We start from the raw sequence: 24,707 nt of genomic DNA, 5'->3' as shown, positions 1-24,707 counted from the left end.
CCCCCGACCTGCGGGCTCCCGGTAAGGGGTGGTGGCCCGCTTGTGGTGGTAGCGCTCTCAGGTGTGCGATCGTGCGAGGAGATCACCCCTAGGAAGAGGACCACCCCGTGAGTGCCCCCACCAGTCCCGCCGTCGCCCCGGACGCCACCGTCCCGGCGCGGGCCGTCCGGCTCGCCCGCAACGGCGTCGCCCTGACCTTCACCCTGAACGGCCTGGCCGTCGGCAGCTGGTTCTCCCGGGTGCCGGCCGTCCGGGAGGCGCTGGACCTGTCCGCCGGCCGCCTCGGGCTGCTGTTGCTGGCGCTGAGCGTCGGCGCGTTGCTCGCCATGCCGACGTCCGGCCTGCTCGCCCAGCGCCTCGGCTCGGCCCGCACCGTGACCCTCGCCACCGTGCTCGTCGCGATCGGCCTGATCGTGGCCGGGCTGGGCGCTACGGTCGCCGGGTCGGCCGTCGTCGTCGCGTTGGGGATGGTCGCCTTCGGTTACGGCTCCGGCGCCTGCGACGTGGCGATGAACGTCGAGGGCGCGGCGGTGGAGCGCCGGTTGGGGCGTACCGTCATGCCTCGCTTCCACGCTGCCTGGAGTCTCGGCTCGGTGGCCGGCGCGGGCTTCGGCGCGGGCGCGGCCCGGCTGGACGTGCCGGTCGGCGCGCACGTCGCAGTAATCGCGGTGGTGGTGCTGGTCGGCACCGCGTTCGCGTCCCGGGCGTTCCTGCCGCAACCTGTCGTCGACGCCACCGACACCTCGACCGACACCAGCCCGGCCGGCCGCCGTCGGGCCCAGCTCGCCGCGTGGCGCGAGCCGCGCACCCTGCTGATCGGGCTGTTCGTGCTGGTGGCGGCGTTCACCGAGGGCAGCGCCAACGACTGGCTGGCGGTCGCGTTCGTGGACGGCCTCGACCTCAGCGAGGCGGCCGGCGCGGCGGTGTTCGGCGTGTTCGTCGTCGGCATGACCCTCGGGCGTACCGCCGGCACTGTCGCCTTGGACCGCTGGGGCCGGGTGCCGGTGCTCTGCGGCACCGTCCTGCTCGCCGCCGCCGGCGCGGCGCTGGCCGTGCTGGCCGGCTCGGGTCCGGTGGCCATCGTCGGCGTGGCGCTGTGGGGGATCGGCGCGTCGCTGGGCTTCCCGGTCGGCATGAGCGCGGCGGCCGACGAGGAGGCGCACGCGGCGGTACGGGTCAGCGTGGTCGCGGTGATCGGCTACACGGCCTTCCTGGGTGGCCCGCCGCTGCTGGGGCTGCTCGGCGACCACGTCGGCATCCTGCGGGCGCTGCTGGTGGTGCCGCTGCTGCTCCTGCCGACCCTGGCGCTGGTGCCGACGCTGCGCCCGCCGGTCGCTGCCCGGGACATGTCGAAGGAGGCCGCCGCCGGGCAGACGTCGGCAACACCACCAAACTAACCCGGATCGGGGCGTACCGGTATCGGGCGTGCGGCCGAGTGCGCCGCGCGCCCGCCGTGGCTACGGTCGCCCGATGCCAACTGACGAGATCACCGCCGCCGCGGCGGGCACCTGGACCCTGGGCGACCGCACGGTGCGCCGGATGGGCTTCGGCTCGATGCGGATCACCGCGAACCCGGACCGCGAGCGTGCGATAGCGCTGCTGCGCCGCGCGGTGGAGCTGGGTGTCAACCACATCGACACGGCCGCGTTCTACGTCTCGCCCGGCGGAACCCTGCGGGTGGGCACCGGTCCCGCCCGGTACGCCACCGAGCTGATCCGGGCGGCCCTCGCCCCGTACCCCGAGGATCTGGTGATCGCCACCAAGGTCGGCTTCGGCTACGACCCGGAGGCCGGGTTCACCGAGGCGGTCACCCCCGCGCAGCTGCGCGCGCAGGTCGAGGAGAACCTGCGTCGTCTCGGCCGCGACCAGCTCGACGTGGTGAACCTGCGGCTCGGCCGGGGGCCGGGCACGTGGCCGCTGGCCGAGCGGTTCGGCGTCCTGGCAGAGCTGCGCGACGCCGGGCTGATCCGGCACCTCGGACTGTCCAACGCCCGGCCCGAGCAGCTGGACGAGGCGGCCGCCATCGCACCGGTGGTCTGCGTGCAGAACAACTACGGGGTGGACGCGTACCGGGAGCAGGACGCCTTCGTCCGGGCCTGCGGTGCGCGGGGGATCGCCTACGTGCCGTTCTTCGCGCTGGCCGGAACGTCCCGGGAGGCGGGCGCGACCGCCGCGCCGGGGGCGGCCGTCGAGGCGGTAGCCCGCGACCACGGCGTCACCCCGTCGCAGGTACGCCTGGCCTGGACCCTGCACCAGGGCGAGCACGTCCTCGCCATCCCCGGCACCGGCGACCCCGCACACCTGGTCGAGAACATCGCCGCCGCGTCCCTACGCCTAACCCCCGAGGACCTGACCCGCCTGACCTGAACCCCGCCCCGGCCCCCCGGCCCGCCCCGCCCCGGCCGGGCCCGCTGCCGCCGCCGCTGCCGCTGCCGCTGCCGGTGATCATGAAGTTATTGCCAAGGATGCCGGCGTGTCGCGCTCATAACTCCATGATCATCGGAGCCAGACGCGCAGGGGACCCGCGGGGAGGAAGCCGGCTCGGCGGGCCGGGGGCAGGTCGGGCGCGGACTCGTAGCCGACCAGGGGTACGTCGGGTCGGGTGACGACGACCGCACGCCAGATCTCGTCCGGGTCGTCCGTGCTGCTGAACAGGTTGGAGACGCCCACCGGGTCGTCGCCACTGAGCACCGCCCCGCCGACGACAGCGCCCCGATCGTCGAAGCGGGCCAGCACCCGGATTCGCGGGTCGGCCAGCAGCGCCGGGCGGAACAGCTCCCCACCGCCGTGCGCGCTCGCCCAGGCCGCCAGCCCTCGCGCAGTAGTGACCGGGGTGAGCGGCGCGCCGGCCGGCGGCTCGGTGGGCGGGCGATGGATCCACTGCGCCTCGAAGAGCACCCGGAACCCGTACGCCGAGAGGTCCACGTCGGCGAAGCTGTCCTTCACCGACGCGCCGGCCCCGGCGTCGATCCGCGCCAGCAGCGCGTCGGGGTCGACGCCGGGGCGCAGGGTGACCGCGTCCGGATACCAGGGTGGGGAGCGGCGGGGCACCGACCACGCCTCGGCGTCGATCCGCCCGACCAGCCCGTGACTGGCGCACACGGCATCGCACCATTGCGCGTTGTTGTGCGCCGCCGCCTCCCGCACGTCGTCCGACACGCCCGGCAGCCTAATCGGTGAGGACGACGAGCCGCTGGGTCGCGCGCGTCATCGCCACGTACCTGTCGACCGCCCCCTGGATGCCCTCGCCGAACGCCTCCGGGTCGACGAGGACGACCAGGTCGAACTCCAACCCCTTGGACAGTTCCGGGCTCAGCGACCGGACGCGATCCGTCGTCGGCCGGAACGTGGGCTCGCCGATGACGCAGGCGATCCCCTCGGCGTGCTCCGCGAGCCAGCCGTCGACGATCGCGTCCAGGTCGCGCACCGACCCGTGGGTGACCGGGATGCCGTTGCCGCGGATCGAGGTCGGCACGTTCGCGTCCGGAAGCACGGCCCGGATGACCGGCTCGGCCTGCGCCATGACCTCCCGGGGCGTCCGGTAGTTGATGGTCAGCGAGGTCAGCGTCACCCGGTCGAGTCCGACGCGGGCGAGTCGTTCCCGCCACGACCCGGTGAACCCGTTCCGGGCCTGGGCGCGGTCCCCGACGATGGTGAAGCTGCGCGACGGGCAGCGCAGCAGGAGCATCTGCCACTGCGCGTCGGTCAGCTCCTGCGCCTCGTCCACGACGATGTGCGCGAACGGGCCGGCCAGCAGATCCGCGTCGGCGCTGGGCAGGACGGCCTCGTCGACCAGCGCGTCCTGCAGGTCCAGTTGGCGCAGGCTGGACAGCACGCCCTCGCCGTCGTCGTAGGTGTGCGCCTCGATCAGCTCGTCGACGACCGCCGCCATGCGGACCCGCTCGGTGGCGATCGTCGCCTCGCGTCGGCGGTTGCGCCGCGACGCCTCCGGGTCGCCGAGCCGCTGCCGCGCCGCGTCCAGCAGCGGCAGGTCGGCCACCGTCCACGCGCGGGCGTCGGCGCGCTGGAGCCGGCGGACGTCGTCGGGGGCGAGCCACGGGGCGCACCTGCGCAGGTACGCGGGCACGGACCACAGGTCCGCGACGATGTCGGTCGCGTCGAGCAGCGGCCAGGCACGGTTGATCGTCGTACGGAGTGTCGCGTCGCGCCGCAGCGTGGCGCGCACGGCGTCCTCCGGCTCGTCGCCGTCGTACCTGCCGAGCAGGATGTTCAGCAGCTCGTCCCAGATCTCGTCGCGGGCCTCGTTGTGCGGGGTGCCCGGTCCGGGCGCCTCGAACGCCTGGGCCCAGTCGTCCGCGCTCGGCCGGACGTCGGTGTCGCCGGCCGCGACCGTCAGCGCCGTCGTCGGCGGCTCCTCGTAGAACCGGACGGCCGCGTCGATCGCCCGTACCAGGTCCGCCGAGGCCTTGAGCCGCTCCACCTCGGGGTCGGTCTCGACCGCCGCCGAGGCGCCCTGGGGCACGAGGTCCCGCAGGGTGCAGGTCTGCACGTCGTCCTCGCCGAGGCTGGGCAGGACGTCGGCGACGTACGCCAGATAGGGCTGGTGCGGTCCGACGAACAGCACCCCGCCGCGGCGCTGTCGCAGGCGCGGGTCGGAGTAGAGCAGGTACGCGGTGCGGTGCAGGGCGACGACCGTCTTGCCCGTACCCGGGCCACCGTCGACGACGAGCGCGCCGTCCGACCCGGCCCGGATGATGGCGTCCTGGTCGGCCTGGATGGTGCCGAGCACGTCGCGCATCCGGGCCGACCGGTTGCCGCCGAGGCTGGCGATGAACGCCGACTGGTCGTCGAGCGCGGCGTGTCCCGCGAACCCGTCCGGGGTGAACACCTCGTCCCAGTAGTCGCTGATGCGGCCGAGCGTCCAGCGGTACCGACGTCGGCTCGCCAGGCCCATCGGGTTGGCGTGCGTCGCGCCGAAGAACGGCTCGGCCGCGGGGGAGCGCCAGTCGAGCAGCAGCCTTCGACCGTCGGCGGCGGTGAGACCGAAGCGTCCGATGTAGACCGGCGCGGGATCGTCCGCCTGGACGATGCGGCCGAGGCACAGGTCCAGACCGAACCGGCGCAGGGCGCGCAGGCGGCCGCTCAGGCGGCGGACCTCCTCGTCCCGGACCACCGCCTGGCGACCCTTGCCGGCGGGCGCCCGACGCTCGGCGTCGAGGCGGTCGGACAGGTCGGCGATCGACCGTGCGAGGCTCGCCGCGATCGCGGCGAAGTGTTGCTCGTCGCGGGCGATGAGAGCCGGGTCGGCCTTGGCGGCACGGTTCCCGGGCAGGTCGAACACACTGATCGCCGCCGACGACTCGTTCATCCGCATGGCTCCCGTTTCCGCAGGTCATGGCCTTGGACGGGCCATTCTGCGGGACACCGGGGGCCTTGCCGCAAGTCCCCCCATGCGGTATATGTTGGATATGGCGGGAGGGTCTTCCCCGTCCTCAGGGCTTCCGTTCGGCGTAGACGAGATCCATCGTGTCGGTGCGCCCGGCCCAGCGCAGGTCGAGATGCCAGCACCCCGCACGGGGCAGGTCGATGATCGACGGGCCCGGCCCCCCGGCGACCTCGCGGGTCACTACCGTGTCGGTGCCGTCCAGCCTGGCGGTGATCTCCAGCGTGGCCGACGCGGTCGTGGCCGGCGACGTCGTGGTGGGCCGCGCCACCCACAGGATCTTGTTGCTCGACCCGTCCGGTCGGACCTGGGCCAGCGGATCGCCGAACAGCACCGCCGCGATCTCGCCCCGCGCGCCGATGGTGTGCGGGGCGCGGGCGTCACCGGTGAACCCCGCGTCCGCCCAGTCGGGCAGCGTCCCCGTCTCGACCCGCGCCGTGCAGCCGGTCGCCGACGTTGTGGCCGGGCCGTCGGCGGGCGTCGCCGTGACCGAGCCGTCGGTCGACGTCTCCGGCCGGCCGGCGGCCGTGCAGGCCGTCAGCAGGAGGACCGTACCCAGTAGGAACCTGCCCCAGGTGACCATTGCGCTCCCTCTCGAAGAGACGTGTGCCCCGTACCAGGGGGACACCGCTTGGGCCGCGCAGGTTCCGGGAAAGTTAGAGCAGCGACTCGGCGATCGCCACCGCCGCGGCTCGCGTGCGCGCGCCCTCCAGGCGGTAGGTCACCCCGCCCTGCTCCCAGATCAGGGTCGGCGCCGCGAGCCGGGCGGTCTCCTGACGGATCTGGCCCGACCGGTCGACGTAGGACAGCACGTGGGGACCGTCGACCCAGATGGCGAAGTCGCCGTCGACCTGCGTCCACTCCGTTCCCGCACGGCTGGTCCGTTTGTGGAACGCGAGGTCGAGGCGACCGTCGAACGCGTCGAGGCGCAGCGAGCCACCGTCGTAGAGCAACGTCGCCACCCGGTACGCGCCAGTGCCGTCGGGATCGGCGATCGACACCCGCTCCGGCGGACCGAGCGCGGGCGGCACACGGATCGGGAAGCGCACCGCCCGTCGCGCCTCGTCGAGGCCCACCGTCCGCAGCGACGGCAGGGGTGACGGCTCGCCGCCGGGCGACGACGGCGTCGGCGACGTGGCGATCTCGACGCCCGCGAAGCGCAGCACCTCCCCGACGGCGTCGGCGACGGCGGCGCGCGTCGGCGGCAGCGCCGCGACCAGCAGGGCCACGAGCGTCGCCGCGGCGAGGGACCGCCATCGACGCCGTCCGCGTACGTCGCGCACGAGACGGTCGTGTACGCGTGCGGTCACGTCCGGCGCGTCCGGCGTCGCCAGCCAGGCGCCGAGGTCGTGCAGCTCCGCTTCGAGGCCGCGCAGCTCCGCGTCGAGGTCGCCGGCGTTTCGGCCGAGGTCATCCATGGTGCGCCTCCTCGTCGACGAGCAGGGCGCGCAGTTTCGCCAGCGCCCGCGAGGTCCGCGACTTCACCGTTCCCCGGGGCCAGCCCAGCATGACGCCCGTCTCCTGCTCGCCGAGGTCGAGGAGGAACCGACAGACGATCACCTCGCGGTCCCGTTCCGGCAGTTGGCGCAGGGCCGCCACCAGCTGGGCGCGGCGCTCACCGGCGAGGACCGCGCCGACCGCGTCGTCCCCGGCGATCGCGGGCGAGTGGGTCGCCGCCGCCCGCAGGACCAGGCCGTCCCGGCGCGAGCGGGACCGGTGCAGGTTGCGGGTCTCGTTGGCGACGATCGCGAGCAGCCAGGAGCGGAAGGACGCCTCCCCCCGGTACCGGGACAGCTTGCGGTACCCCTTCACGAACGCCTCCTGGACGACGTCCTCGGAGTCCGGTCCCGCGCCGAGCAGCACCGCCGTCCGGTACGCGGACGCGGTGTGCCGGGCGACCAGGAGGTCGTACGCCTCCAGGTCACCGGCTCGGGCGCGGGTGACGAGCACGTCGTCGTCCAGGGGAACCTCCGGTTTGGCTCGCACTGCTGACACCGCTCGCGCGTGTCGGGTTCCGCCCGGGACCCGGTGAGTCAGATTTTTCCCACCCGCCGTGCAGCGTATTGCCAGGAATCGGTGCTGAACTGGAGGTGGCGTCGAAGGAGAGGGGCTGGGCATGGGCTGGTTCAACCGGCGGTCACGAGGCGCCGAGGCGACCCCGACGAAGCTGGACCGCGAGGCCACCCGGGACGACCTCGCCGCGTTGGAGGCGTTCGTCGCCAGCCGGCGCGGGGTGGAGTTCTACCTGGAGCCGGAGACCACCGCCACCGACACCACAGTGGTCGCGATCGCCTACGACGGTGAGTGGATCCGCCGCCGCACCGGCACACCCCGGGCGGCCGGCGACATCGCCCGCAAGCACGCGGTGCCGCTGTACGAGGCGGCCCGCACCGGCTATCCGGAGCGGATGCGGGTGTGGAATCGGGCACACCCGGAGCGCCACGCCCGCTGAGACACATCCGGCCGCAAGCCCACCCCCGTCCTGCCGCCGACGCGGGCCAGGGGGCTCTGCGCATCCTTTGCTCTGCTTCACCAGAGGCGCCAGTGCGACCCCGTCCGCGTTGCCGGTAGGGAAGCAGAGCAAAGGATGTCGGGCAGGGGCCGCGGGCAGCGAGGTGCGAGGCATCCGGGTGCGGGTAGCGAGGTGGCGAACAGCAGGGCGGGCATCGAGGCGGGGGCATCGGCGGCGGTGTCCACCGCCGCAGCTCGGCGACGCGCGCCTGCTGGGCGGGCCGGAGCGGCGTTGACCCGCAGCGTGGGGGTGTGGCAGCATTCGCGGCCTGACGGCAGTGAAGGAAGTCGGTGCGAATCCGACGCGGTCCCGCCACTGTCACCGGGGAGCGATCCCCCCTCGTGAGTCACGGCCGTGTGTCTGCGGTTGGAAGGCCGGGGGAGAGCATCGATCCGGAAGCCAGGATACTTCGGCCGTCGGGACGTACCCCAGGGCGTGGACACCCGAGGAGGACCCGATGACGCTTGGCGTCTCCATCATCGACGGCTGCTGCCGTTCCCCGCACCGCGGCTGTGCCGCCGCCGCGATCGGCATCGACTCCATTCACCGCTGAGTTCCGCGCCACGCCACCCGTCGCCGCCGGCCTCGCGCCGGTGAGCGGTCCGGGTCGCGGTGCCCGCTGAACCCCGCGCCCATCCCACGTCGCCCGCTCGCTGCCGCGAGCGCGTCGACGTCACCGTCCGGAGCGTGCCGTGCGCATTCTGCTGCTCTCCACCGCCGACACCGACCTGCTGGCCGCCCGCGCCAGCAACGCCGAGTACCGGCTCGCCAACCCCGCCCGCGTGGCGGCCGACGAGGTGCCCGCCCTGCTCGACGGGGTCGACCTCGTCGTCGTACGCCTGCTCGGGGGTCGGCAGGCGTGGCCGGGCGGCCTCGACGCGGTGCTCGCCGGGGGCGTACCCACCGTCGTGCTCGGCGGCGAGGCGCTGCCGGACGCGGAGCTGATGGCGGTCTCCACGGTCCCGGCCGGGGTCGTCGCCCAGGCGCTGTCGTACCTGGTCGAGGGCGGACCGGACAACCTCGGGCAGCTGGCCCGGTTTCTCTCCGACACCGTCCTGCTCACCGGCGAGGGGTTCGCCCCGCCCGCGCCCACCCCGGCGTACGGCGTGCACGGCGACCATCCGAGCGACCCGCAGCGGCCCACCATCGGGATCGTCTTCTACCGGGCACACGCCCTCGCCGGCAACACCGCGTTCGTCGACGTGCTCGCCGACGCGGTCCGCGCTGCCGGCGGCAACCCCCTGCCGATCTTCTGCGGCTCGCTGCGCGGGCTGACCACCGGCGCCGGTCCGCTCGGGCTGTTCGCCCGCTGCGACGCGCTGCTGGTCACCGTGCTCGCCGCCGGTGGCGCGGTCGCCGCCGATGCCTCCAGCGGCGGTGACGAGGACGCCTGGGACGTCGGCGCGCTCGCCGCCCTGGACGTGCCGGTCATCCAGGCGCTCTGCCTGACCAGCACCCGCGAGCAGTGGGCCGCCAGCGACGCGGGGCTGTCCCCCTTGGACGCGGCGATGCAGGTGGCCATCCCCGAGTTCGACGGCCGGATCGTCACCGTGCCGTTCTCGTTCAAGCAGATCGACGCCGACGGGCTCTCGGTGTACGCGGCCGACCCCGAGCGGGCCGCCCGCGTGGCCGGGATCGCGGTGCGGCACGCCCGCCTGCGGTACGTGCCCACCGCCGACAAGCGGATCGCCGTGGTGCTCAGCTCGTACCCCACCAAGCACTCCCGGGTCGGCAACGCGGTCGGGCTGGACACCCCGGCCTCGGCGGTCCGGCTGTTCGCCGCGCTCGCCGAGGCGGGCTACGACCTGGGCGACGCGCCGCCGCCCGACGACGGTGACGCGCTGATCCACGCGCTGATCGCCGCCGGTGGTCACGACGTCGAGTGGCTGACGCCGGAGCAGTTGGCCGCCGCCGAGGCCCGGATACCGGGGCAGACGTACCGGCGGTGGTTCGAGGCGGTCCCGGCCGAGCTGCGCGAGCGGATGCGGGAGCACTGGGGGGAGCCGCCCGGCGAGCTGTACACCGAGGGCGGCGACATCGTGCTGGCCGGGCTGCGGTTCGGCAACGTGGCGCTGCTCATCCAGCCGCCACGCGGGTTCGGGGAGAACCCGATCGCCATCTACCACGACCCGGACCTGCCGCCGAGCCATCACTACCTGGCCGCGTACCGCTGGCTCGCCGCCCCGGTCGCGGACGGCGGCTTCGGCGCGGACGCCGTGGTGCACCTGGGCAAGCACGGCACCCTGGAATGGCTGCCCGGCAAGGGCCTCGGCCTGGCCGCCGACTGCGCGCCCGACGCCGTCCTCGCGGACCTGCCGCTGGTCTACCCGTTCATCGTCAACGACCCCGGCGAGGGCACCCAGGCCAAGCGACGGGCACACGCCGTCGTCATCGACCACCTGGTGCCGCCGATGGCCCGCGCCGAGACCTACGGCGACCTGGCCAAACTGGAGCAACTGCTCGACGAGTACGCCACCGTGCAGGCGCTCGACCCGGCCAAGGTGCCGACCGTGCGGGCGCAGATCTGGGACCTGGTACGCGCCGCTGAGCTGCACCACGACCTGCACACCGAGGCGATGCCCGACGCGGACGACTTCGACGACTTCGTGCTGCACCTCGACGGCTACCTGTGCGAGGTCAAGGACGTGCAGATCCGCGACGGGCTGCACATCCTCGCCGACGCGCCCACCGGTGAGCCGCGGGTCAACCTGGTGCTCGCCGTGCTGCGCGCCCCGCAGATCTGGGGCGGCGCCCACGCCCTGCCCGGCCTGCGGCAGGCTCTCGCCACCGCGTACGGCCTCGACGAACAGGACCTGCTCGCCACGCCGGGCCAGCGGATCGCGCTGCCCACGGCGCTGACCGACGCGGTGGACGGGCCGGCCGGCACCGCCGCCGACGCGATCGACCTCATCGAAGGGCTCGCGCGCCGGCTGGTCGTCGGCATGGAGACCCTGGACTGGGCGGTGGACGCGGCCGACGCCGTCGTCGCCGAGGTGACCGGCCAGTCGATCCCGCAGGTCGCAGCCGTGCTGCGCTTCGCCGGCACGGAACTGGTGCCCCGACTGGATCGCACCACCGACGAGCTGCGCAACACCCTCGGCGCGCTGGACGGCCGGTTCGTGCCGCCCGGCCCGTCCGGTTCACCCACCCGGGGCCTGGTCAACGTGCTGCCCACCGGCCGGAACTTCTACTCCGTCGACCCGAAGGCCATCCCGAGCCGCAACGCCTGGGACGTCGGGGTGGCCCTCGCCGACTCGCTGCTGGCCCGGCACCTCGCCGACACCGGCGCGTACCCCCGCTCGGTGGGGTTGACCGTGTGGGGCACCAGCGCGATGCGGACGCAGGGCGACGACATCGCCGAGGTCCTCGCGCTGCTGGGCTGCCGGCCGGTGTGGGACGAGCGGTCCCGGCGGGTCACCGGCGTCGAGGTGGTGCCGACCGTCGAGCTGGGTCGACCCCGGGTCGACGTCACCGTGCGCATCTCCGGCTTCTTCCGCGACGCGTTCCCGCACGTGGTGGCGCTGCTCGACGACGCCGTGCGGCGGGTCGCCGCGCTGGACGAGCCGGACGAGGAGAACTACCTGCGCGCCCACGTGGCCGCCGACCTCGCCGAGCACGGCGACGAGCGGCGGGCCACCGCCCGGATCTTCGGCTCCAAGCCCGGGGCGTACGGCGCGGGACTGCTGCCGCTGATCGACGCCCGGACGTGGCGCAGCGACGCCGACCTGGCCGAGGTGTACGCGGTGTGGGGTGGCTACGCGTACGGCCGGGGCCTGGACGGGCGGGAGGCGCGCGCCGACATGGAACGCTCCTTCGCCCGGATCGCGGTCGCCGTGAAGAACCAGGACACCCGTGAGCACGACATCGTCGACTCCGACGACTACTTCCAGTACCACGGCGGGATGGTGGCGATGGTCCGCCACCTGACCGGCACGTCACCGGCGGCGTACGTGGGCGACTCGGCGATGCCGCACGACGTGCGTACCCGCACCCTGGGCGAGGAGACCCGGCGGGTGTTCCGGGCCCGGGTGGTCAACCCGAAGTGGATCGCCGCGATGCGCCGGCACGGCTACAAGGGCGCGTTCGAGCTGGCGGCCACCGTGGACTACCTGTTCGGCTACGACGCCACCGCCGGCGTGGTGGACGACTGGATGTACGAGCACCTGGCCGCCGCCTACCTGTTCGACGACACCACCCGCGAGTTCCTGGAGCGGTCCAATCCGTGGGCGCTGCGCGGCATCACCGAGCGGTTGCTGGAGGCCGCCGACCGGGGCCTGTGGGCCAAGCCCGAGCCGGCCACCCTGGACCGGCTCCGCGATCAGTACCTGGCCAGCGAGGGTGACCTGGAGGACCGCGCATGACCACCACGTACCCGTTCAGCGCCGTGCTCGGCATGGCCGACATGCGGCTGGCGCTGCTGCTCAACGCGGTCTCCCCGGCGATCGGGGGCGTCCTCGTGCGCGGCGAGAAGGGCACCGCGAAGTCCACCGCCGTCCGCGCCCTCGCCGCGCTGCTGCCTCCGGTGCGCCGGGTCGCCGGCTGCCGTTTCGGCTGCGACCCGGCCCAACCCGACCCGGGCTGCCCGGACGGGCCGCATCCGGTCGGGGCGGCCGCCGAGACCGGGCCCGCGCGCCTCGTCGAGTTGCCCGTCGGCGCGGCGGAGGACCGGGTGGTCGGGTCGCTGGACCTGGAGAAGGCCCTCGGCGAGGGCGTACGCGCCTTCGAGCCGGGTCTGCTCGCCGCCGCCCATCGGGGCGTGCTCTACGTCGACGAGGTCAACCTGCTGCACGACCACCTCGTCGACCTGCTGCTCGACGCGGCGGCGATGGGCCGCAGCCACGTCGAGCGCGAGGGCGTCTCGGTCAGCCACGCCGCCCGGTTCCTGCTCGTCGGCACGATGAACCCGGAGGAGGGGGAGCTGCGCCCGCAGCTTCTCGACCGGTTCGGACTGACCGTCGAGGTGAACGCCAGCCGCGATCCGGAGATCCGGGTGGAGGTGGTCCGCCGCCGGCTCGCCGCCGACGCCGACCCGGCCGGCTTCGCCGCCCGCTGGGCCGACGCCGACGCCCAGATCGCCGCCCAGGTGGCCGCCGCCCGTCGCCGGCTTTCCGGGGTACGCCTCCCCGACGCCGCGCTGCGCCAGATCGCCGAGGTCTGCGCGGCGTTCGACGTGGACGGGATGCGCGCCGACATCGTCACCGCCCGTACCGCCCTCGCGCACGCCGCCTGGGAGGGCCGGGACCGGGTCACCGGCGACGACGTCCGGGTGGCCGCCCGGCTCGCCCTGCCGCACCGCCGTCGCCGCGACCCGTTCGACACGCCGGGGCTGGACGAGAAGCGCCTCGACGAGGCGCTGCAACGGGCGCAGGACGCCCACCCCGACGATCCGGACGACGACGGCGGCCCGTACGACGGCGGCCCCGCCGGCCCCCGCCCCGACGGCCCGGACCCGGACGGTGGCGGCAGTGCCGGCAACCCGGGCGGCTCCTCCGGCGCGGGCGGCGAGACCGGAGAACATCGTCGCGATGGGAACGGCCCCGACGGCGACTCCCTCGATCCCGCCGACGTGGACGGTGGGGATCGGAACGGGTCGGGCAGCGGCGGGCACGATCCCGGCGCCGGCGAGTCCGGGGGCGCCGACGGCCCGGAGCCGCACGCCGCCGACGTCGACGCGGACGGGGACTTCTCGGGGGTGGACGGTCGAGGCGGTCGCCGCCGGCGGGCCGAGGCGGGTCAGCCCAGCGGCACCGGGAACGACCGGGAGCGCGAGGGTGGACGGGTGGCCGTACCCCGAGGTGGTCTGCGGGCCCGGCTGCTCACCGCGCCCGGCGTCGGTGACGGGGTGCCGGGCCGGCGGTCGCGGGCCCGGACCGGGCGGGGCCGCACCACCGGGGCCCGGGTGCCGAACGGTCGGGTCGGCGCGCTGCACCTGCCGGCGACCATCCGCGCCGCCGCACCCCACCAGGCGGCTCGGGGCCGGCTGGCGGGTCCGCTGCGACTGCGTCCGGACGACGTCCGCGAGGCGGTCCGGGAGGGGCGCGAGGGCAACCTGGTGCTGTTCGTGGTGGACGCCAGCGGTTCGATGGGCGCCCGGCAGCGGATGGTCACCGTGAAGGACGCGGTGCTCGCTCTGCTCACCGACGCGTACCAGCGGCGGGACAAGGTCGCGGTGATCGCCTTCCGGGGTGCCGGCGCGCGCACGGTGCTGCCGGCGACCTCGTCGGTGCTGGCCGCCTCAACCCGTCTGGCCGAGTTGCCCACCGGTGGGCGGACACCACTGGCCGAGGGCCTGCTGGCCGCCGCGGACCTGCTGCGGGTGGAGCGCCTGCGCGATCCGAAGCGCCGCCCCCTGGTCCTGGTGGTCACCGACGGCCGTGCCACCGCCGGAACCCGCCCGCTCGACCGGGCGGCGGGAGCGGCGGCAATCCTCGCGGCGGCGGGTGCCCCCTGCGTGGTCGTCGACTGCGAGTCCGGCCCGGTACGCCTCAACCTGGCGCGCCGCCTGGCCACCCAACTGCACGCCCCCCTGCACCCCCTGCACGCCCTCACCCACCCCGACCCCCGCGATCTTGCAGTTTCTGTCGCGACATAAAAGGACGAGATGCGCATATGAGCAACAGAAACTGCAAGATCGCGGAGGACGCGCGGGGCGTGACGACGAGGGGGGACCTCTGATGCCGCAGGGACAGCCGAGTCAGGTGCCCGCTGACGGGTTGACCACCCGGCAGCGGCGGAATCGACCGCTGCTCGTCGTCCATACCGGACAGATGAAGGGGAAGTCGACGGCGGCCTTCGGGTTGGCACTGCGGGCGTGGACCGCCGGCCTGCCGGTCGGCGTGTTCCAGTTCGTCAAGAGCGCCAAGTGGCGGGTGGGGGAGGAGAACGCCTTCCGGGCGCTCGGCGAGGTGCACGAGCGTACCGGCCAGGGCGCGCCGGTGGCCTGGCACAAGATGGGCGAGGGCTGGTCCTGGATCCAGCGCGGCGGCGAGGCCGACCACGCCGCCGACGCCCTGGAGGGCTGGCGGCAGATCCAGCGTGACCTGGCCGCCGAGCGCTACGGGCTGTACGTGCTGGACGAGTTCACCTACCCGATGAAGTGGGGCTGGGTGGACGTCGACGAGGTGGTCGCCACCCTGGCCGAGCGGCCCGGCTTCCAGCACGTCGTGATCACCGGCCGGGACGCCGATTCGCGCCTGGTCGCCGCCGCCGACCTGGTCGCCGAGCTGACCAAGGTCAAGCACCCGATGGACGCCGGCCAGAAGGGCCAGAAGGGCATCGAGTGGTGAGCGTCGAGCCCTGGGCGCTGCCCCGGGTGGTGGTCGCCGCCCCGGCCAGCGGCCACGGCAAGACGACGGTCGCCACCGGGCTGCTCGCCGCGCTGCGCCGACGCGGCCTGACGGTCAGCCCGCACAAGGTCGGCCCGGACTACATCGACCCCGGTTACCACGCCCTCGCCGCCGGCCGGCCCGGCCGCAACCTCGACCCGTTCCTGGTCGGTGCCGAGCGGATCGCCGGCCTGCTGCGGCACGGCGCGAGCCTCCCTACGCCCGCCGACATCGCCGTGGTGGAGGGCGTCATGGGCCTGCACGACGGCGCGGTGGGCCGCCGCGACTTCGCCTCCACCGCGCACGTCGCCCGGCTGATCGACGCGCCCGTGCTGCTGGTCCTCGACACCACCGCGCAGGGCCGCTCGGCCGCCGCGCTGACCCTCGGCATGGCCGCGTTCGACCCCGCCGTGCGGATCGGCGGTGTGATCCTCAACCGGGTCGGCTCGCCACGGCACGACACGCTGCTGCGCGACGCCCTCGCCGAGGTGGGCGTACCGGTGCTCGGGGCGGTCACCCGCGCCGCCGAGGTCGCCGCGCCCGCTCGGCACCTCGGGCTGGTGCCGGTCGCCGAACGGGCCCCCGAATCGCTCGCCATCGTCACCGCGCTCGCCGAACTGGTCGAGGCCACTGTGGACCTCGACGCCGTCCTCGACCTGGCCCGCGGCGCCGGGCCGCTGACCGCCCCGGCGTGGGACCCGGTCGAGGCCGTCGGCGGGCCGGCCGGCGTCGGGCGACCACGCGTCGCGCTCGCCGGTGGTCCGGCCTTCACCTTCTCGTACGCCGAGACCGCCGAACTCCTCACGGCTGCCGGCGCGGACGTCGTCACCGTCGACCCGCTGCGCGACCCGGCGCTGCCCAGCGGCACCCGGGCGGTGGTCATCGGCGGCGGCTTCCCCGAGGCGTACGCGGAGGCGCTGGCCGGCAACGTGACGCTCCGCGGCGAGCTGGCCGACTTCGACGGGCCGGTCGTGGCCGAGTGCGCCGGGCTGCTCTACCTCGGGCGGTCCCTGGACGGCGTACCCATGTGTGGCCGGCTGGACCTGACCGCCCGGATGACCGGCCGGCTCACCCTCGGCTACCGCGAGGCGGTGGCCGTCACCGACTCACCGGTGGCCCGGGCCGGCGAGCCGGTACGCGGACACGAGTTCCACCGCACCACCACCGACCCCGGGCACGGCGACACGCCGGCGTGGCGCTGGAACGACATCGACCACGGGTTCGTCGCCGGCCGCGTACACGCCTCCTACCTGCACACCCACTGGGCCGGCCACCCCGAGGCCGCCCGCCGCCTCGTCCAGGCGTGCCGGTGACCGCCACGTTGACCGGCGTCGGCGTCGGCCCGGGTGACCCGGAACTGCTCACCGTCAAGGCGGTGCGTGTCCTGCGCGAGGCCGACGTGGTCCTCGTACCCGTGATGGCGGACCGGCCCGAGTCGGACGCCGGACGGGCCGAGACGACCGTGCGGGACCACGTTCCGGCGGACCGTCTGCGGCGGCTGCCGTTCGCCCTCGACGACCGGGGTGGGGTGACCGCTCGCCGCGCGGCGGCCTGGGACGACGCGGCCCGGACGGTCGTCGAGGCGATCGACGCGGGCGCGCGGTCCCTCGCCTTCGCCACCATCGGCGACCCCAACGTGTACTCCACCTTCGGCTACCTGGCGCAGAGCGTCCGAGCCCTGCGCCCGGCAGTGCGGGTGGCGACAGTGCCCGGCGTGACCGCCATGCAGGAGCTGGCCGCGCGCAGCGGCATCCCGCTGGTCGAGGGACGCGAGCCGCTCACCCTGCTGCCGGCCACCGCCGGCCTCGCGCTGTTCGCCGACGCCCTCGCCGGGCCGGGCACCGTCGTCGTCTACAAGGGCTGGCGACGGCACCCGGAGCTGCTGGCCGAGCTGCGCCGACAGGGCCGCCTGGCCGACGCGGTGCTCGGACGCAGCCTCGGCCTGCCCGCAGAGAGCGTCGGCGCTGTCGACGACACCGCACCCGACCTGCCGTACCTGTCCACGCTGCTGGTCCCCGCCCGCCGCACGTACCGAGGAGGAAAGCTGTGACCAGCGACGGCAAGGTGTGGTTCGTCGGCGCCGGCCCGGGGGCGGCGGACCTGCTGACCCTGCGGGCCGCCCGGGTCATCGCCGCGGCGGACGTCGTGATCTGGGCGGCCAGCCTCGTGCACGCCGACGTACTCGACCACGCCCGTCCCGACGCCGAGATCGTCGACTCGTCGCAGCTGCCCATCGAGGGTGTGCTGCCGCTCTACGAGCGGGCCGCCGAGCGTGGACTCACCGTGGCTCGCATCCACTCCGGTGACCCGGCGCTGTGGGGCGCGGTGCAGGAGCAACTGGACCTGTGCCGGGCGCTCGGCCTGGCCGTCGAGATCGTCCCCGGGGTGTCGTCGTTCACCGCCGTCGCGGCGCTCGTCGGGCGCGAGCTGACCATCCCCGAGGTCGCCCAGTCGGTGATCCTCACCCGGCTCGAAGGCGGCAAGACCCCGATGCCGGCCGGCGAGCGGGTCCGCGACTTCGCCCGGCACGGCACCACCATGGCGCTGTTCCTGTCCGCCGCCCGCTCCGGGCAGGTGCAGGCCGAGCTGCTGGCCGGCGGTTACGCCGACGACACTCCGGCCGTGGTGGCGTACCAGGCGACCTGGCCCGACGAGCTGGTCGTGCGCTGCACGGTCGGCACCCTGGAGGCCGCGGTCAAGCAGCACAAGCTGTGGAAGCACACCCTGTTCCTGGTCGGGCCGGCCCTCGCCGCCGAGGGGACCCGCTCGCACCTCTACCACCCCGGGCACTTCCACACCTTCCGTCGCGCCGAGCCGGCCGCCCGGGCCGAGCTGCGCCGCGCCCGCGCCGGAGGAACAGACACCCCATGACGTACGCCGAGCCGCCGTTGCGCGAACCGGACCTGCCGCGTACGGCGAAGGTCCGGCCCACCGCGCTGCGGACCGGCTGGACCACCGGCGCGTGCGCGACGGCGGCGGCCAAGGCGGCGGTGACCGCCCTGGTCACCGGCGAGATCCAACCGGACGTCGAGATCGGCCTCCCCGCCGGGCGACGGGTGCGCTTCCCGGTGGAACGCTGCGAGGTCACCGGCACCCCACCGGTGCGGGCCGAGGCGGTGGTCGTGAAGGACGCCGGTGACGACCCGGACGTCACCCACGGCGCCGAGCTGACCGCGACCGTGGACTTCACCGACACTCCCGGGCTGCGCCTGGCCGGCGGCTCCGGCGTCGGCACCGTCACCAAGCCCGGCCTCGGGCTCGCCGTCGGCGGACCGGCCATCAACGACACGCCCCGCCGGATGATCGGTGAGGCGGTGGCCGAGGTCGTCGACCTCACCGAGGTCGGCGTACGCGTGGTCATCAGCGTCCCCCGGGGCGAGATCATGGCCCGCAAGACCACCAACCGGCGGCTCGGCATCCTCGGCGGCATCTCGATCCTCGGCACCACCGGCATCGTCCGGCCCTTCTCCACCGCGTCCTGGCGGGCCAGCGTCGTACAGGCCGTGCACGTCATGGCCGCCCAGGGGGAGCGGACCGTGGTGCTGTGCACCGGTGGGCGTACCGAGCGGGCCGCCCGCGCGCTGCTGCCCGACCTGCCCGAGGTGTGCTTCGTCGAGGTGGGCGACTTCACCGGCGCGGCGGTCACCGCGGCCGTCCAGGACACGATGACCGGCGTGGTCTTCGTCGGGATGGCCGGCAAGCTCGCCAAACTCGCCGCCGGGATCCTGATGACCCACTACACCCGCTCGAAGGTCGACCTGTCCCTGCTCGGCGCGGTGACCGCCGACGCCGGTGGCGATCCCGCGCTCGCCGCCGCCGTGACCGAGGCGAACACCGGGCGGCACGCGTACGAGCTGTGGGAGGCCGCCGGGCTGCTCGGCCCGGCCGGCGACCTGCTCTGCGAGCGGGTCCAGGCGGTGCTGCGACGCTTCGCCGGGCCGACGGTCACCGTGGACGTGGCGATGGTCGACTTCGCCGGAGCACACGTCGTCGCCTCCTCCGGCCGGTGGCCGCGATGAGCGCCCCGGACGCGCTGGTGACAGTCGTCGGTCTGGACGCCGCCGGGGCCCCGCCGCACCCCGCCCTCGCGTCCGCGCTGGCCGGCGCGGGGTTGCTCGTCGGGGCGGCCCGGCACCTGGCGGCGGTGCCCGTACCGGCCGACGCGGAGACCGTCGTCCTCGGACCGCTCGCCCCGGCCCTGCGCCGACTGGTCGACGCCGTCGCCGCCGGGGTGCCGGCCGTCGTGCTGGCCAGCGGCGATCCCGGCCTGTTCGGGATCGTCCGGCGGCTGCGCGTCGTCGGGTTGCCGCTGCGGGTGGTGCCGGCGGTGTCCAGTGTGGCCGCCGCCTTCGCCCGCGCCGGACTGTCCTGGGACGGCGCCGCCGTGGTCACCGCGCACGGGCGCGATCTTCGACCGGCGCTGAACGCCTGCCGGGCGCTGCCGCTGGTCGCGGTCCTCACCGCGCCGGGCGCGGGCGCGGCCGAGGTGGGCGCCGCGCTGGTCGGCTGGCCCCGTCGTCTGCTGGTCGCCGAGCACCTGGGCACGGACACCGAACGGGTCCGTGAGGTGACCCCCGAGCAGGCCGCCGAGGCCGCCTGGTCCGACCCGCACGTCCTGCTCAGCATCGCCGTGCCCGCCGATCCCGTGCTCGACATGCCCACGTCCGACCCGGTCGGAGCGGGTGCGCTGCGGGTGGACAACCAGCCGGCCGCCGCGCCGGCTGGCGGCTGGGCGCTGCCCGAGGACCGGTATGCCCACCGCGACTCGATGATCACCAAGTCGGAGGTGCGCGCCCTCGTCGTCGCGCGGCTGCGTCCCCGGCTTGGTCGTCTCGTCTGGGACATCGGCGCGGGCAGCGGCTCGGTCGGCATCGAGTGCGCGTCGCTCGGCGCGGCCGTGCTCGCCGTCGAGCGGGACCCCGGGTCCGCCGCGACGATCCGGCACAACGCCGCCGCGCACGCCGTCGACGTCCGGATCGTCGTCGGGCGCGCCCCGGCGGTGCTGGACGGGCTGCCCGAGCCGGACGCCGTCTTCGTCGGTGGTGGCGGCGTGGACGTCCTCACCGCCGTGCTGGCCCGCCGACCCGGACGGATCGTGCTCACCCTGGCCGCGCTGGACCGCGTCGCGCCGGCGGTGGGCCTGCTGCGTGCCGCCGGATACACGGTCGAGGGCAGCCAGCTCTCCGCCGCCCGCCTCGCCGACCTGCCCGGCGGGTCGATCCGTCTCGCGGCCACCAACCCGGTGGTCGTCCTCACCGGGGAGCGCCCGTGAACGACACCACACCCGGCCGGATCGGCCTGGTGGCGGCGACCGCCGCCGGCCGCCGGCACGCCGACACCCTGACCGCCGCGTGGCCGCACGCCCGGCTGATCGAGGGGGAGACCGTCGCCGACGCGCTGCGCGCCGCCTGGACCGGGTGCGACGCGGTGGTCGCGTTCCTGGCCACCGGCGCGGTCGTCCGCATCCTCGCGCCGCTGCTCGGCGACAAGCGCACCGACCCGGCCGTGGTGGTCGTCGACGAGGCGGCCCGGCACGCGGTGGCGCTGCTGGGCGGCCACGCGGGCGGCGGCAACGACCTCGCCGAGCGGGTCGGCGTGCTGCTGGACGCCCGACCGGTGGTCACCACCGCCACCGACGCGGTCGGGCTGCCCGGACTGGACACTCTCGGCTGGCCCGTGCAGGGCGCGGTCGCCGCGGTGTCCCGGGCCATCCTCGACGGCGAGCCGGTCGAGCTGATCGCCGATGCCACCTGGCCGCTGCCCGCCCTGCCCCCGAACGTGCGTGCCCCCGACCACCGCGATGCCCCCGCCGCCCACCCGGGAGGCTCGGCCGACGAGAGCGCGGCCGGCAGCACGGCCGACGACGACGTGACCGGCGGTGGGTACCGGCTGCTGGTCACCGACCGGGTGGTGCCGACCGACGGGCGGACCGCCGTGCTGCGACCGCCGTCGCTGGTCGCCGGGGTGGGAGCGAGCCGGGGCGTACCGGCCGCCGAGGTGGCCGAACTGCTGCACCGGGTGCTGGCCGAGGCCGGCCTCGACCCGGCGAGCCTGCGCTGCCTGGCCAGCGCCGACATCAAGGCCGACGAGGCGGGCATCCGCAGTACCGCCGACGCGCTCGGCGTACCCCTGGTGACCTGGCCGGCGACGCGCCTCGCGGCGGTCGACGTGCCGCACCCCAGCGAGGTGGTCCGGGCCGCTGTCGGCACGCCGAGCGTGGCGGAGGCCGCGGCGCTGCTCGGCGCGGACGGCCGGGACGACGACGCGACGCTGCTGGTGGGCAAGACCGCGTCGGCGATGGCGACCGTGGCGGTGGCCCGGCACCCGCCGCGCGGCCGGCTCGCCGTCGTCGGCCTCGGACCGGGCGCGGCCGACCTGCGCACCCCCCGCGCGGTGGCGGAACTGCGTCGTGCCGGGGTCGTCGTCGGCCTCGACCAGTACCTCGACCAGGTCCGGGACGTGCTGCGGCCGGGCACCCGGGTGCTCGCCAGCGGGCTCGGCGCGGAGGAGGCACGGGCCCGCGCCGCCGTGGCCGAGGCCGTCGCCGGCCACGCGGTCGCGCTCATCGGGTCCGGTGACGCCGGGGTGTACGCGATGGCCAGCCCCGCGCTGGAGTACGCCGACGAGCGGATCGACGTGGTGGGCGTGCCCGGGGTGACCGCCGCCCTCGCTGCCGGGGCGCTGCTGGGCGCGCCGCTCGGGCACGACCACGCCTACGTGAGCCTGTCCGACCTGCACACTCCCTGGGAGGTCATCGAGCGGCGGGTGACCGCCGCCGCCGAGGGCGACTTCGTGACGGTGTTCTACAACCCGCGCAGCCGCGCGCGCGACTGGCAGCTCGGCAAGGCGCTCGGCATCCTCGCCGCGCACCGGCCGCCGGACACCCCGGTCGGTGTGGTGCGCAACGCCAGCCGCCCCGGCGAACGGGTGCACCTGGCGACGCTGGCCACGCTCGACGCGGCCATCGTCGACATGTACAGCGTCGTGGTGGTCGGCAACAGCGACACCCGGCTGGTCGCCGGGCGGATGGTCACACCCCGGGGGTACCGGTGGCGTTCGTGATCATCGACGCCTGTCAGGGCTGCGGCGCGTGCCTGCTGACCTGCCCCACGCACGCGATCCGGCCGGTCGCCGGCGGCCTCACGGTACGCGCCGACCGCTGCACCGGCTGCCTGGAGTGCCTGGAGATCTGCCCGGTCGACGCGATCCGCGTCGTCGAGCCCGAGTCCTGGGAAGGAGCCCGATGAGCCGGATGGTGCATCCCATCGAGGTCGAGTCGTACCGCATCCTGCGCGAGCGGGTCGACCTGTCGCACCTGCCGCCGCTGACCCGCGCGGTGACCGAGCGGGTGGTGCACGCCAGCGCCGACCTCGCGTACGTCGACGAGCTGGTCTGCGACGAGGGGGCCCTCGAATCGGGGCTGGCCGCGTTGCGCGGCGGGGCGCCCGTGGTCACCGACGTGGCGATGGTCGCCGCCGGCATCACCCGGGCCGGCCTGGAACTGGTCTGCCCGGTCGCCGAGCCGGCCGCCGCCGAGCTGGGCCGCTCGGCCGGCATCACCCGTTCGGCGGCGGCCGTGCGGATCGCCCTGGACCGGGTCGGCCCGGGCGCGGTCTGGGTGGTCGGCTGCGCGCCGACCGCCCTCGTCGAACTACTCACCCTGGACGCCGCGCCGGCGCTCGTCGTCGGCCTGCCGGTCGGCTTCGTGGGCGCGGCCGAGTCGAAGGCGGCGCTGCGGGCCAGCGGCCTGCCCGGGGTGTCCAACGTGGGCGAGAAGGGCGGTTCGGCGGTCGCCGCCGCCGCCCTCAACGCCCTGCTCTACAGCGAGGAGAAGCCATGACCGGGTTGGTCATCGTCGGGCACGGCACGCGCAGCGCGGCCGGGGTCGGCCAGTTCGCCGCGCTCGTCGAGCGGGTCCGCCGTCGGGGTGACATCGGCGACGTGGAGGGCGGCTTCATCGAGCTGTCCCGCCCGCCGCTGACCGACGCGGTCGGCGCGCTCGTCGGGCGCGGTCACCGGAACCTGGTCGCGTTGCCGCTGGTGCTCACCGGCGCCGGGCACGGCAAGGGCGACATCCCGGCCGCGATGGCCCGTGAGCAGCAGCGGCACCCCGGGCTGACGTACCGCTACGGGCGTCCGCTCGGCCCGCACCCGCTGCTGCACACAGCCCTCGAAGAGCGCGTCGACGCCGCGCTGGCGGGTGCCGACCGGACCGGCACCTGGGTGGCGCTCATCGGGCGGGGATCCTCCGACCCGGACGCCAACGCCGAGGTCGCCAAGGTCGCCCGCCTGCTCTGGGAGGGGCGCGGATACGCGGGCGTCGAACCGGGGTTCATCTCCCTCGCCGAGCCGTCCGTGCCGGCGGTGCTGGACCGGCTCCGTCGCCTCGGCGCGCAGCGGATCGTCGTCGCGCCGTACTTCCTGTTCGCCGGGGTGCTGCCGGACCGGATCGTCGCCCAGTCGGCCGAGTTCGCCGCCGCGCACCCCGACCTGGACGTGCGGGTGGCCGACGTGATCGGCGACTGCGACGCCCTCGCCGACCTGGTCCGCGAGCGGCACGCCGAGGCGCTGGGCGGGGACATCCGGATGAACTGCGACACCTGCGCGTACCGGGTGCTGATGCCCGGCTTCGCCGACAAGGTCGGTCGCCCGCAACGCCCGCACGACCACCCCGACGACCCGGTCGGCCACCACCACCATCACCACGGGCACGATTACCACCACGACCACGGGCACGGGTCGGTCGCCGTGGTCGGCGGCGGGCCGGGGCCCGACGACCTGATCACGGTACGCGGGAAGGCGCTCCTGGACGCCGCGGACGTCGTCGTGGTCGACCGGCTCGCCCCGCAGGGGCTGCTCGCCGGGCTGCGCCCCGAGGTGCTGGTCGTCGACGCCGCGAAGGTGCCCCGCGGCCCGTCGATGGCGCAGGAGACGATCAACGCGGCTCTGGTGTCCCACGCCAGGGCCGGTCGCCGGGTGGTCCGGCTCAAGGGCGGCGACCCGTACGTCTTCGGACGCGGCCACGAGGAGGTGCAGGCGTGCGTGGCGGCCGGGGTGCCGGTGACGGTCGTGCCGGGGGTGAGCAGCGCCCTCGCCGCGCCGGCCCTCGCCGGAGTTCCGGTGACGCACCGGGGCGTGGCGCACGACCTGACCATCGTGTCCGGACACCTGCCGCCCGGGCACCCCGACTCGCTCGTCGACTGGGCGGCGCTGGCCCGTGTACGGGGGACCATCGTGTTGCTGATGGCCGTCGACACCATCGCCAAGATCGCGACGGTGCTGGTCGAGCACGGTCGTGCCCCGGAGACGCCGGTGCTGGCGGTGCAGGACGCCGGGCAGCCCGGCCAGCGGTCGGTGTCGGCCCGGCTGGACGAGATCGGCGCGGCCGCCGCCCGCGAGTCCGTGGGCCCGCCGGCCGTCTTCGTCGTCGGCCCGGTGGTCGCCGTCGCGGCCACCGGGCCCTGAC

General features: G+C 75.2%; 20 protein-coding genes and 1 riboswitch. Of the genes, 15 read left to right on the top strand and 5 right to left on the bottom strand.

Going from position 1 to position 24,707, the window contains the following annotated elements; genetic code table 11:
- The first annotated feature begins 107 nt into the window (after nucleotides 1-107).
- Both ABZU91_RS14200 and ABZU91_RS14195 read left to right on the top strand, forming a co-directional pair.
- On the top strand, nucleotides 108-1,397 hold the full coding sequence (locus tag ABZU91_RS14200) for an MFS transporter (RefSeq protein ID WP_355239111.1): 1,290 nt from the start codon (nucleotides 108-110) through the stop codon (nucleotides 1,395-1,397).
- A gap of 73 nt (nucleotides 1,398-1,470) precedes the next feature.
- Nucleotides 1,471-2,367: an aldo/keto reductase gene (locus ABZU91_RS14195; protein WP_355239108.1), complete on the top strand. Its 897-nt coding sequence runs from the start codon at nucleotides 1,471-1,473 to the stop codon at nucleotides 2,365-2,367.
- 129 nt (nucleotides 2,368-2,496) lie between these two features.
- Here the strand turns inward: ABZU91_RS14195 and ABZU91_RS14190 are convergent, their stop codons facing one another.
- From ABZU91_RS14190 to ABZU91_RS14170, 5 genes are all read right to left on the bottom strand, one after another.
- Complete coding sequence (locus ABZU91_RS14190) at nucleotides 2,497-3,159, bottom strand: hypothetical protein (protein WP_355239106.1); 663 nt, start codon at nucleotides 3,157-3,159, stop codon at nucleotides 2,497-2,499.
- A gap of 10 nt (nucleotides 3,160-3,169) precedes the next feature.
- Nucleotides 3,170-5,329 (bottom strand): RNA polymerase recycling motor ATPase HelR, encoded by a 2,160-nt coding sequence (gene helR / locus ABZU91_RS14185; protein ID WP_355239103.1) that lies wholly within the window; start codon nucleotides 5,327-5,329, stop codon nucleotides 3,170-3,172.
- Between the two features lie 124 nt (nucleotides 5,330-5,453).
- Nucleotides 5,454-5,987, bottom strand: a complete 534-nt coding sequence (locus tag ABZU91_RS14180) for a hypothetical protein (protein WP_355239100.1) — start codon at nucleotides 5,985-5,987, stop codon at nucleotides 5,454-5,456.
- Nucleotides 5,988-6,060: 73 nt separating this feature from the next.
- Nucleotides 6,061-6,822 carry a hypothetical protein gene (locus ABZU91_RS14175; protein ID WP_355239097.1) on the bottom strand — a complete coding sequence of 254 codons (762 nt, stop codon included), beginning with the start codon at nucleotides 6,820-6,822 and terminating at the stop codon, nucleotides 6,061-6,063.
- Nucleotides 6,815-7,390, bottom strand: coding sequence for an RNA polymerase sigma factor (locus ABZU91_RS14170; protein WP_355239095.1), 576 nt, complete (start codon nucleotides 7,388-7,390; stop codon nucleotides 6,815-6,817). The genes ABZU91_RS14175 and ABZU91_RS14170 overlap by 8 nt, the downstream gene beginning before the upstream one ends.
- 130 nt (nucleotides 7,391-7,520) lie before the next feature.
- Between ABZU91_RS14170 and ABZU91_RS14165 the strand changes: the two genes are divergently transcribed.
- The 13 genes from ABZU91_RS14165 to cobA all read left to right on the top strand — a co-directional run bounded on the left by ABZU91_RS14165 (nucleotide 7,521) and on the right by cobA (nucleotide 24,706).
- On the top strand, nucleotides 7,521-7,856 hold the full coding sequence (locus ABZU91_RS14165; protein ID WP_355239092.1) for a hypothetical protein: 336 nt from the start codon (nucleotides 7,521-7,523) through the stop codon (nucleotides 7,854-7,856).
- Nucleotides 7,857-8,196: 340 nt separating this feature from the next.
- Nucleotides 8,197-8,326, top strand: a riboswitch (cobalamin riboswitch).
- Nucleotides 8,327-8,608: 282 nt separating this feature from the next.
- Nucleotides 8,609-12,277, top strand: coding sequence for a cobaltochelatase subunit CobN (cobN, locus tag ABZU91_RS14160; RefSeq protein WP_355239089.1), 3,669 nt, complete (start codon nucleotides 8,609-8,611; stop codon nucleotides 12,275-12,277).
- A complete protein-coding gene (locus tag ABZU91_RS14155) occupies nucleotides 12,274-14,508 on the top strand; it encodes a VWA domain-containing protein (RefSeq protein WP_355239087.1) in 2,235 nt (744 codons plus the stop codon). The genes cobN and ABZU91_RS14155 overlap by 4 nt, the downstream gene beginning before the upstream one ends.
- A gap of 82 nt (nucleotides 14,509-14,590) precedes the next feature.
- Complete coding sequence (gene cobO / locus ABZU91_RS14150; protein ID WP_355239085.1) at nucleotides 14,591-15,202, top strand: cob(I)yrinic acid a,c-diamide adenosyltransferase; 612 nt, start codon at nucleotides 14,591-14,593, stop codon at nucleotides 15,200-15,202.
- Nucleotides 15,196-16,554: a cobyrinate a,c-diamide synthase gene (locus ABZU91_RS14145; protein ID WP_355239082.1), complete on the top strand. Its 1,359-nt coding sequence runs from the start codon at nucleotides 15,196-15,198 to the stop codon at nucleotides 16,552-16,554. Before cobO ends, ABZU91_RS14145 begins: the two co-directional genes overlap by 7 nt.
- Nucleotides 16,551-17,291 (top strand): precorrin-2 C(20)-methyltransferase, encoded by a 741-nt coding sequence (cobI, locus tag ABZU91_RS14140; RefSeq protein ID WP_355239079.1) that lies wholly within the window; start codon nucleotides 16,551-16,553, stop codon nucleotides 17,289-17,291. Before ABZU91_RS14145 ends, cobI begins: the two co-directional genes overlap by 4 nt.
- On the top strand, nucleotides 17,288-18,112 hold the full coding sequence (gene cobM, locus ABZU91_RS14135) for a precorrin-4 C(11)-methyltransferase (RefSeq protein WP_355239076.1): 825 nt from the start codon (nucleotides 17,288-17,290) through the stop codon (nucleotides 18,110-18,112). Before cobI ends, cobM begins: the two co-directional genes overlap by 4 nt.
- Nucleotides 18,109-19,260, top strand: coding sequence for a cobalt-precorrin-5B (C(1))-methyltransferase (locus ABZU91_RS14130; RefSeq protein WP_355239074.1), 1,152 nt, complete (start codon nucleotides 18,109-18,111; stop codon nucleotides 19,258-19,260). The genes cobM and ABZU91_RS14130 overlap by 4 nt, the downstream gene beginning before the upstream one ends.
- On the top strand, nucleotides 19,257-20,513 hold the full coding sequence (cbiE, locus tag ABZU91_RS14125; RefSeq protein ID WP_355239071.1) for a precorrin-6y C5,15-methyltransferase (decarboxylating) subunit CbiE: 1,257 nt from the start codon (nucleotides 19,257-19,259) through the stop codon (nucleotides 20,511-20,513). Before ABZU91_RS14130 ends, cbiE begins: the two co-directional genes overlap by 4 nt.
- On the top strand, nucleotides 20,510-22,303 hold the full coding sequence (gene cobJ, locus ABZU91_RS14120; RefSeq protein ID WP_355239068.1) for a precorrin-3B C(17)-methyltransferase: 1,794 nt from the start codon (nucleotides 20,510-20,512) through the stop codon (nucleotides 22,301-22,303). The genes cbiE and cobJ overlap by 4 nt, the downstream gene beginning before the upstream one ends.
- Nucleotides 22,291-22,488 carry a 4Fe-4S binding protein gene (locus ABZU91_RS14115; RefSeq protein WP_355239065.1) on the top strand — a complete coding sequence of 66 codons (198 nt, stop codon included), beginning with the start codon at nucleotides 22,291-22,293 and terminating at the stop codon, nucleotides 22,486-22,488. The genes cobJ and ABZU91_RS14115 overlap by 13 nt, the downstream gene beginning before the upstream one ends.
- Complete coding sequence (locus tag ABZU91_RS14110) at nucleotides 22,485-23,081, top strand: precorrin-8X methylmutase (protein ID WP_355239062.1); 597 nt, start codon at nucleotides 22,485-22,487, stop codon at nucleotides 23,079-23,081. Before ABZU91_RS14115 ends, ABZU91_RS14110 begins: the two co-directional genes overlap by 4 nt.
- Nucleotides 23,078-24,706, top strand: coding sequence for a uroporphyrinogen-III C-methyltransferase (cobA, locus tag ABZU91_RS14105; protein WP_355239060.1), 1,629 nt, complete (start codon nucleotides 23,078-23,080; stop codon nucleotides 24,704-24,706). Before ABZU91_RS14110 ends, cobA begins: the two co-directional genes overlap by 4 nt.
- The last annotated feature ends 1 nt before the right edge of the window (nucleotide 24,707 follow it).

Source organism: Micromonospora sp. NPDC005174, assembly GCF_040608495.1.
GTDB lineage: Bacteria > Actinomycetota > Actinomycetes > Mycobacteriales > Micromonosporaceae > Micromonospora.
This window is presented reverse-complemented; position numbering and strand designations above follow the sequence as displayed.

What these genes read in the sequence shown, in the direction of transcription:
- ABZU91_RS14195 (WP_355239108.1), top strand. Translation starts at nt 1,471, where the DNA reads ATGCCAACTGACGAGATCACCGCCGCCGCGGCGGGCACCTGGACCCTG.
- helR (WP_355239103.1), bottom strand. Translation starts at nt 5,329, where the DNA reads ATGAACGAGTCGTCGGCGGCGATCAGTGTGTTCGACCTGCCCGGGAAC.
- ABZU91_RS14180 (WP_355239100.1), bottom strand. Translation starts at nt 5,987, where the DNA reads ATGGTCACCTGGGGCAGGTTCCTACTGGGTACGGTCCTCCTGCTGACG.
- ABZU91_RS14175 (WP_355239097.1), bottom strand. Translation starts at nt 6,822, where the DNA reads ATGGATGACCTCGGCCGAAACGCCGGCGACCTCGACGCGGAGCTGCGC.
- ABZU91_RS14165 (WP_355239092.1), top strand. Translation starts at nt 7,521, where the DNA reads ATGGGCTGGTTCAACCGGCGGTCACGAGGCGCCGAGGCGACCCCGACG.
- ABZU91_RS14155 (WP_355239087.1), top strand. Translation starts at nt 12,274, where the DNA reads ATGACCACCACGTACCCGTTCAGCGCCGTGCTCGGCATGGCCGACATG.
- cobO (WP_355239085.1), top strand. Translation starts at nt 14,591, where the DNA reads ATGCCGCAGGGACAGCCGAGTCAGGTGCCCGCTGACGGGTTGACCACC.
- ABZU91_RS14130 (WP_355239074.1), top strand. Translation starts at nt 18,109, where the DNA reads ATGACGTACGCCGAGCCGCCGTTGCGCGAACCGGACCTGCCGCGTACG.
- cbiE (WP_355239071.1), top strand. Translation starts at nt 19,257, where the DNA reads ATGAGCGCCCCGGACGCGCTGGTGACAGTCGTCGGTCTGGACGCCGCC.
- ABZU91_RS14110 (WP_355239062.1), top strand. Translation starts at nt 22,485, where the DNA reads ATGAGCCGGATGGTGCATCCCATCGAGGTCGAGTCGTACCGCATCCTG.
- cobA (WP_355239060.1), top strand. Translation starts at nt 23,078, where the DNA reads ATGACCGGGTTGGTCATCGTCGGGCACGGCACGCGCAGCGCGGCCGGG.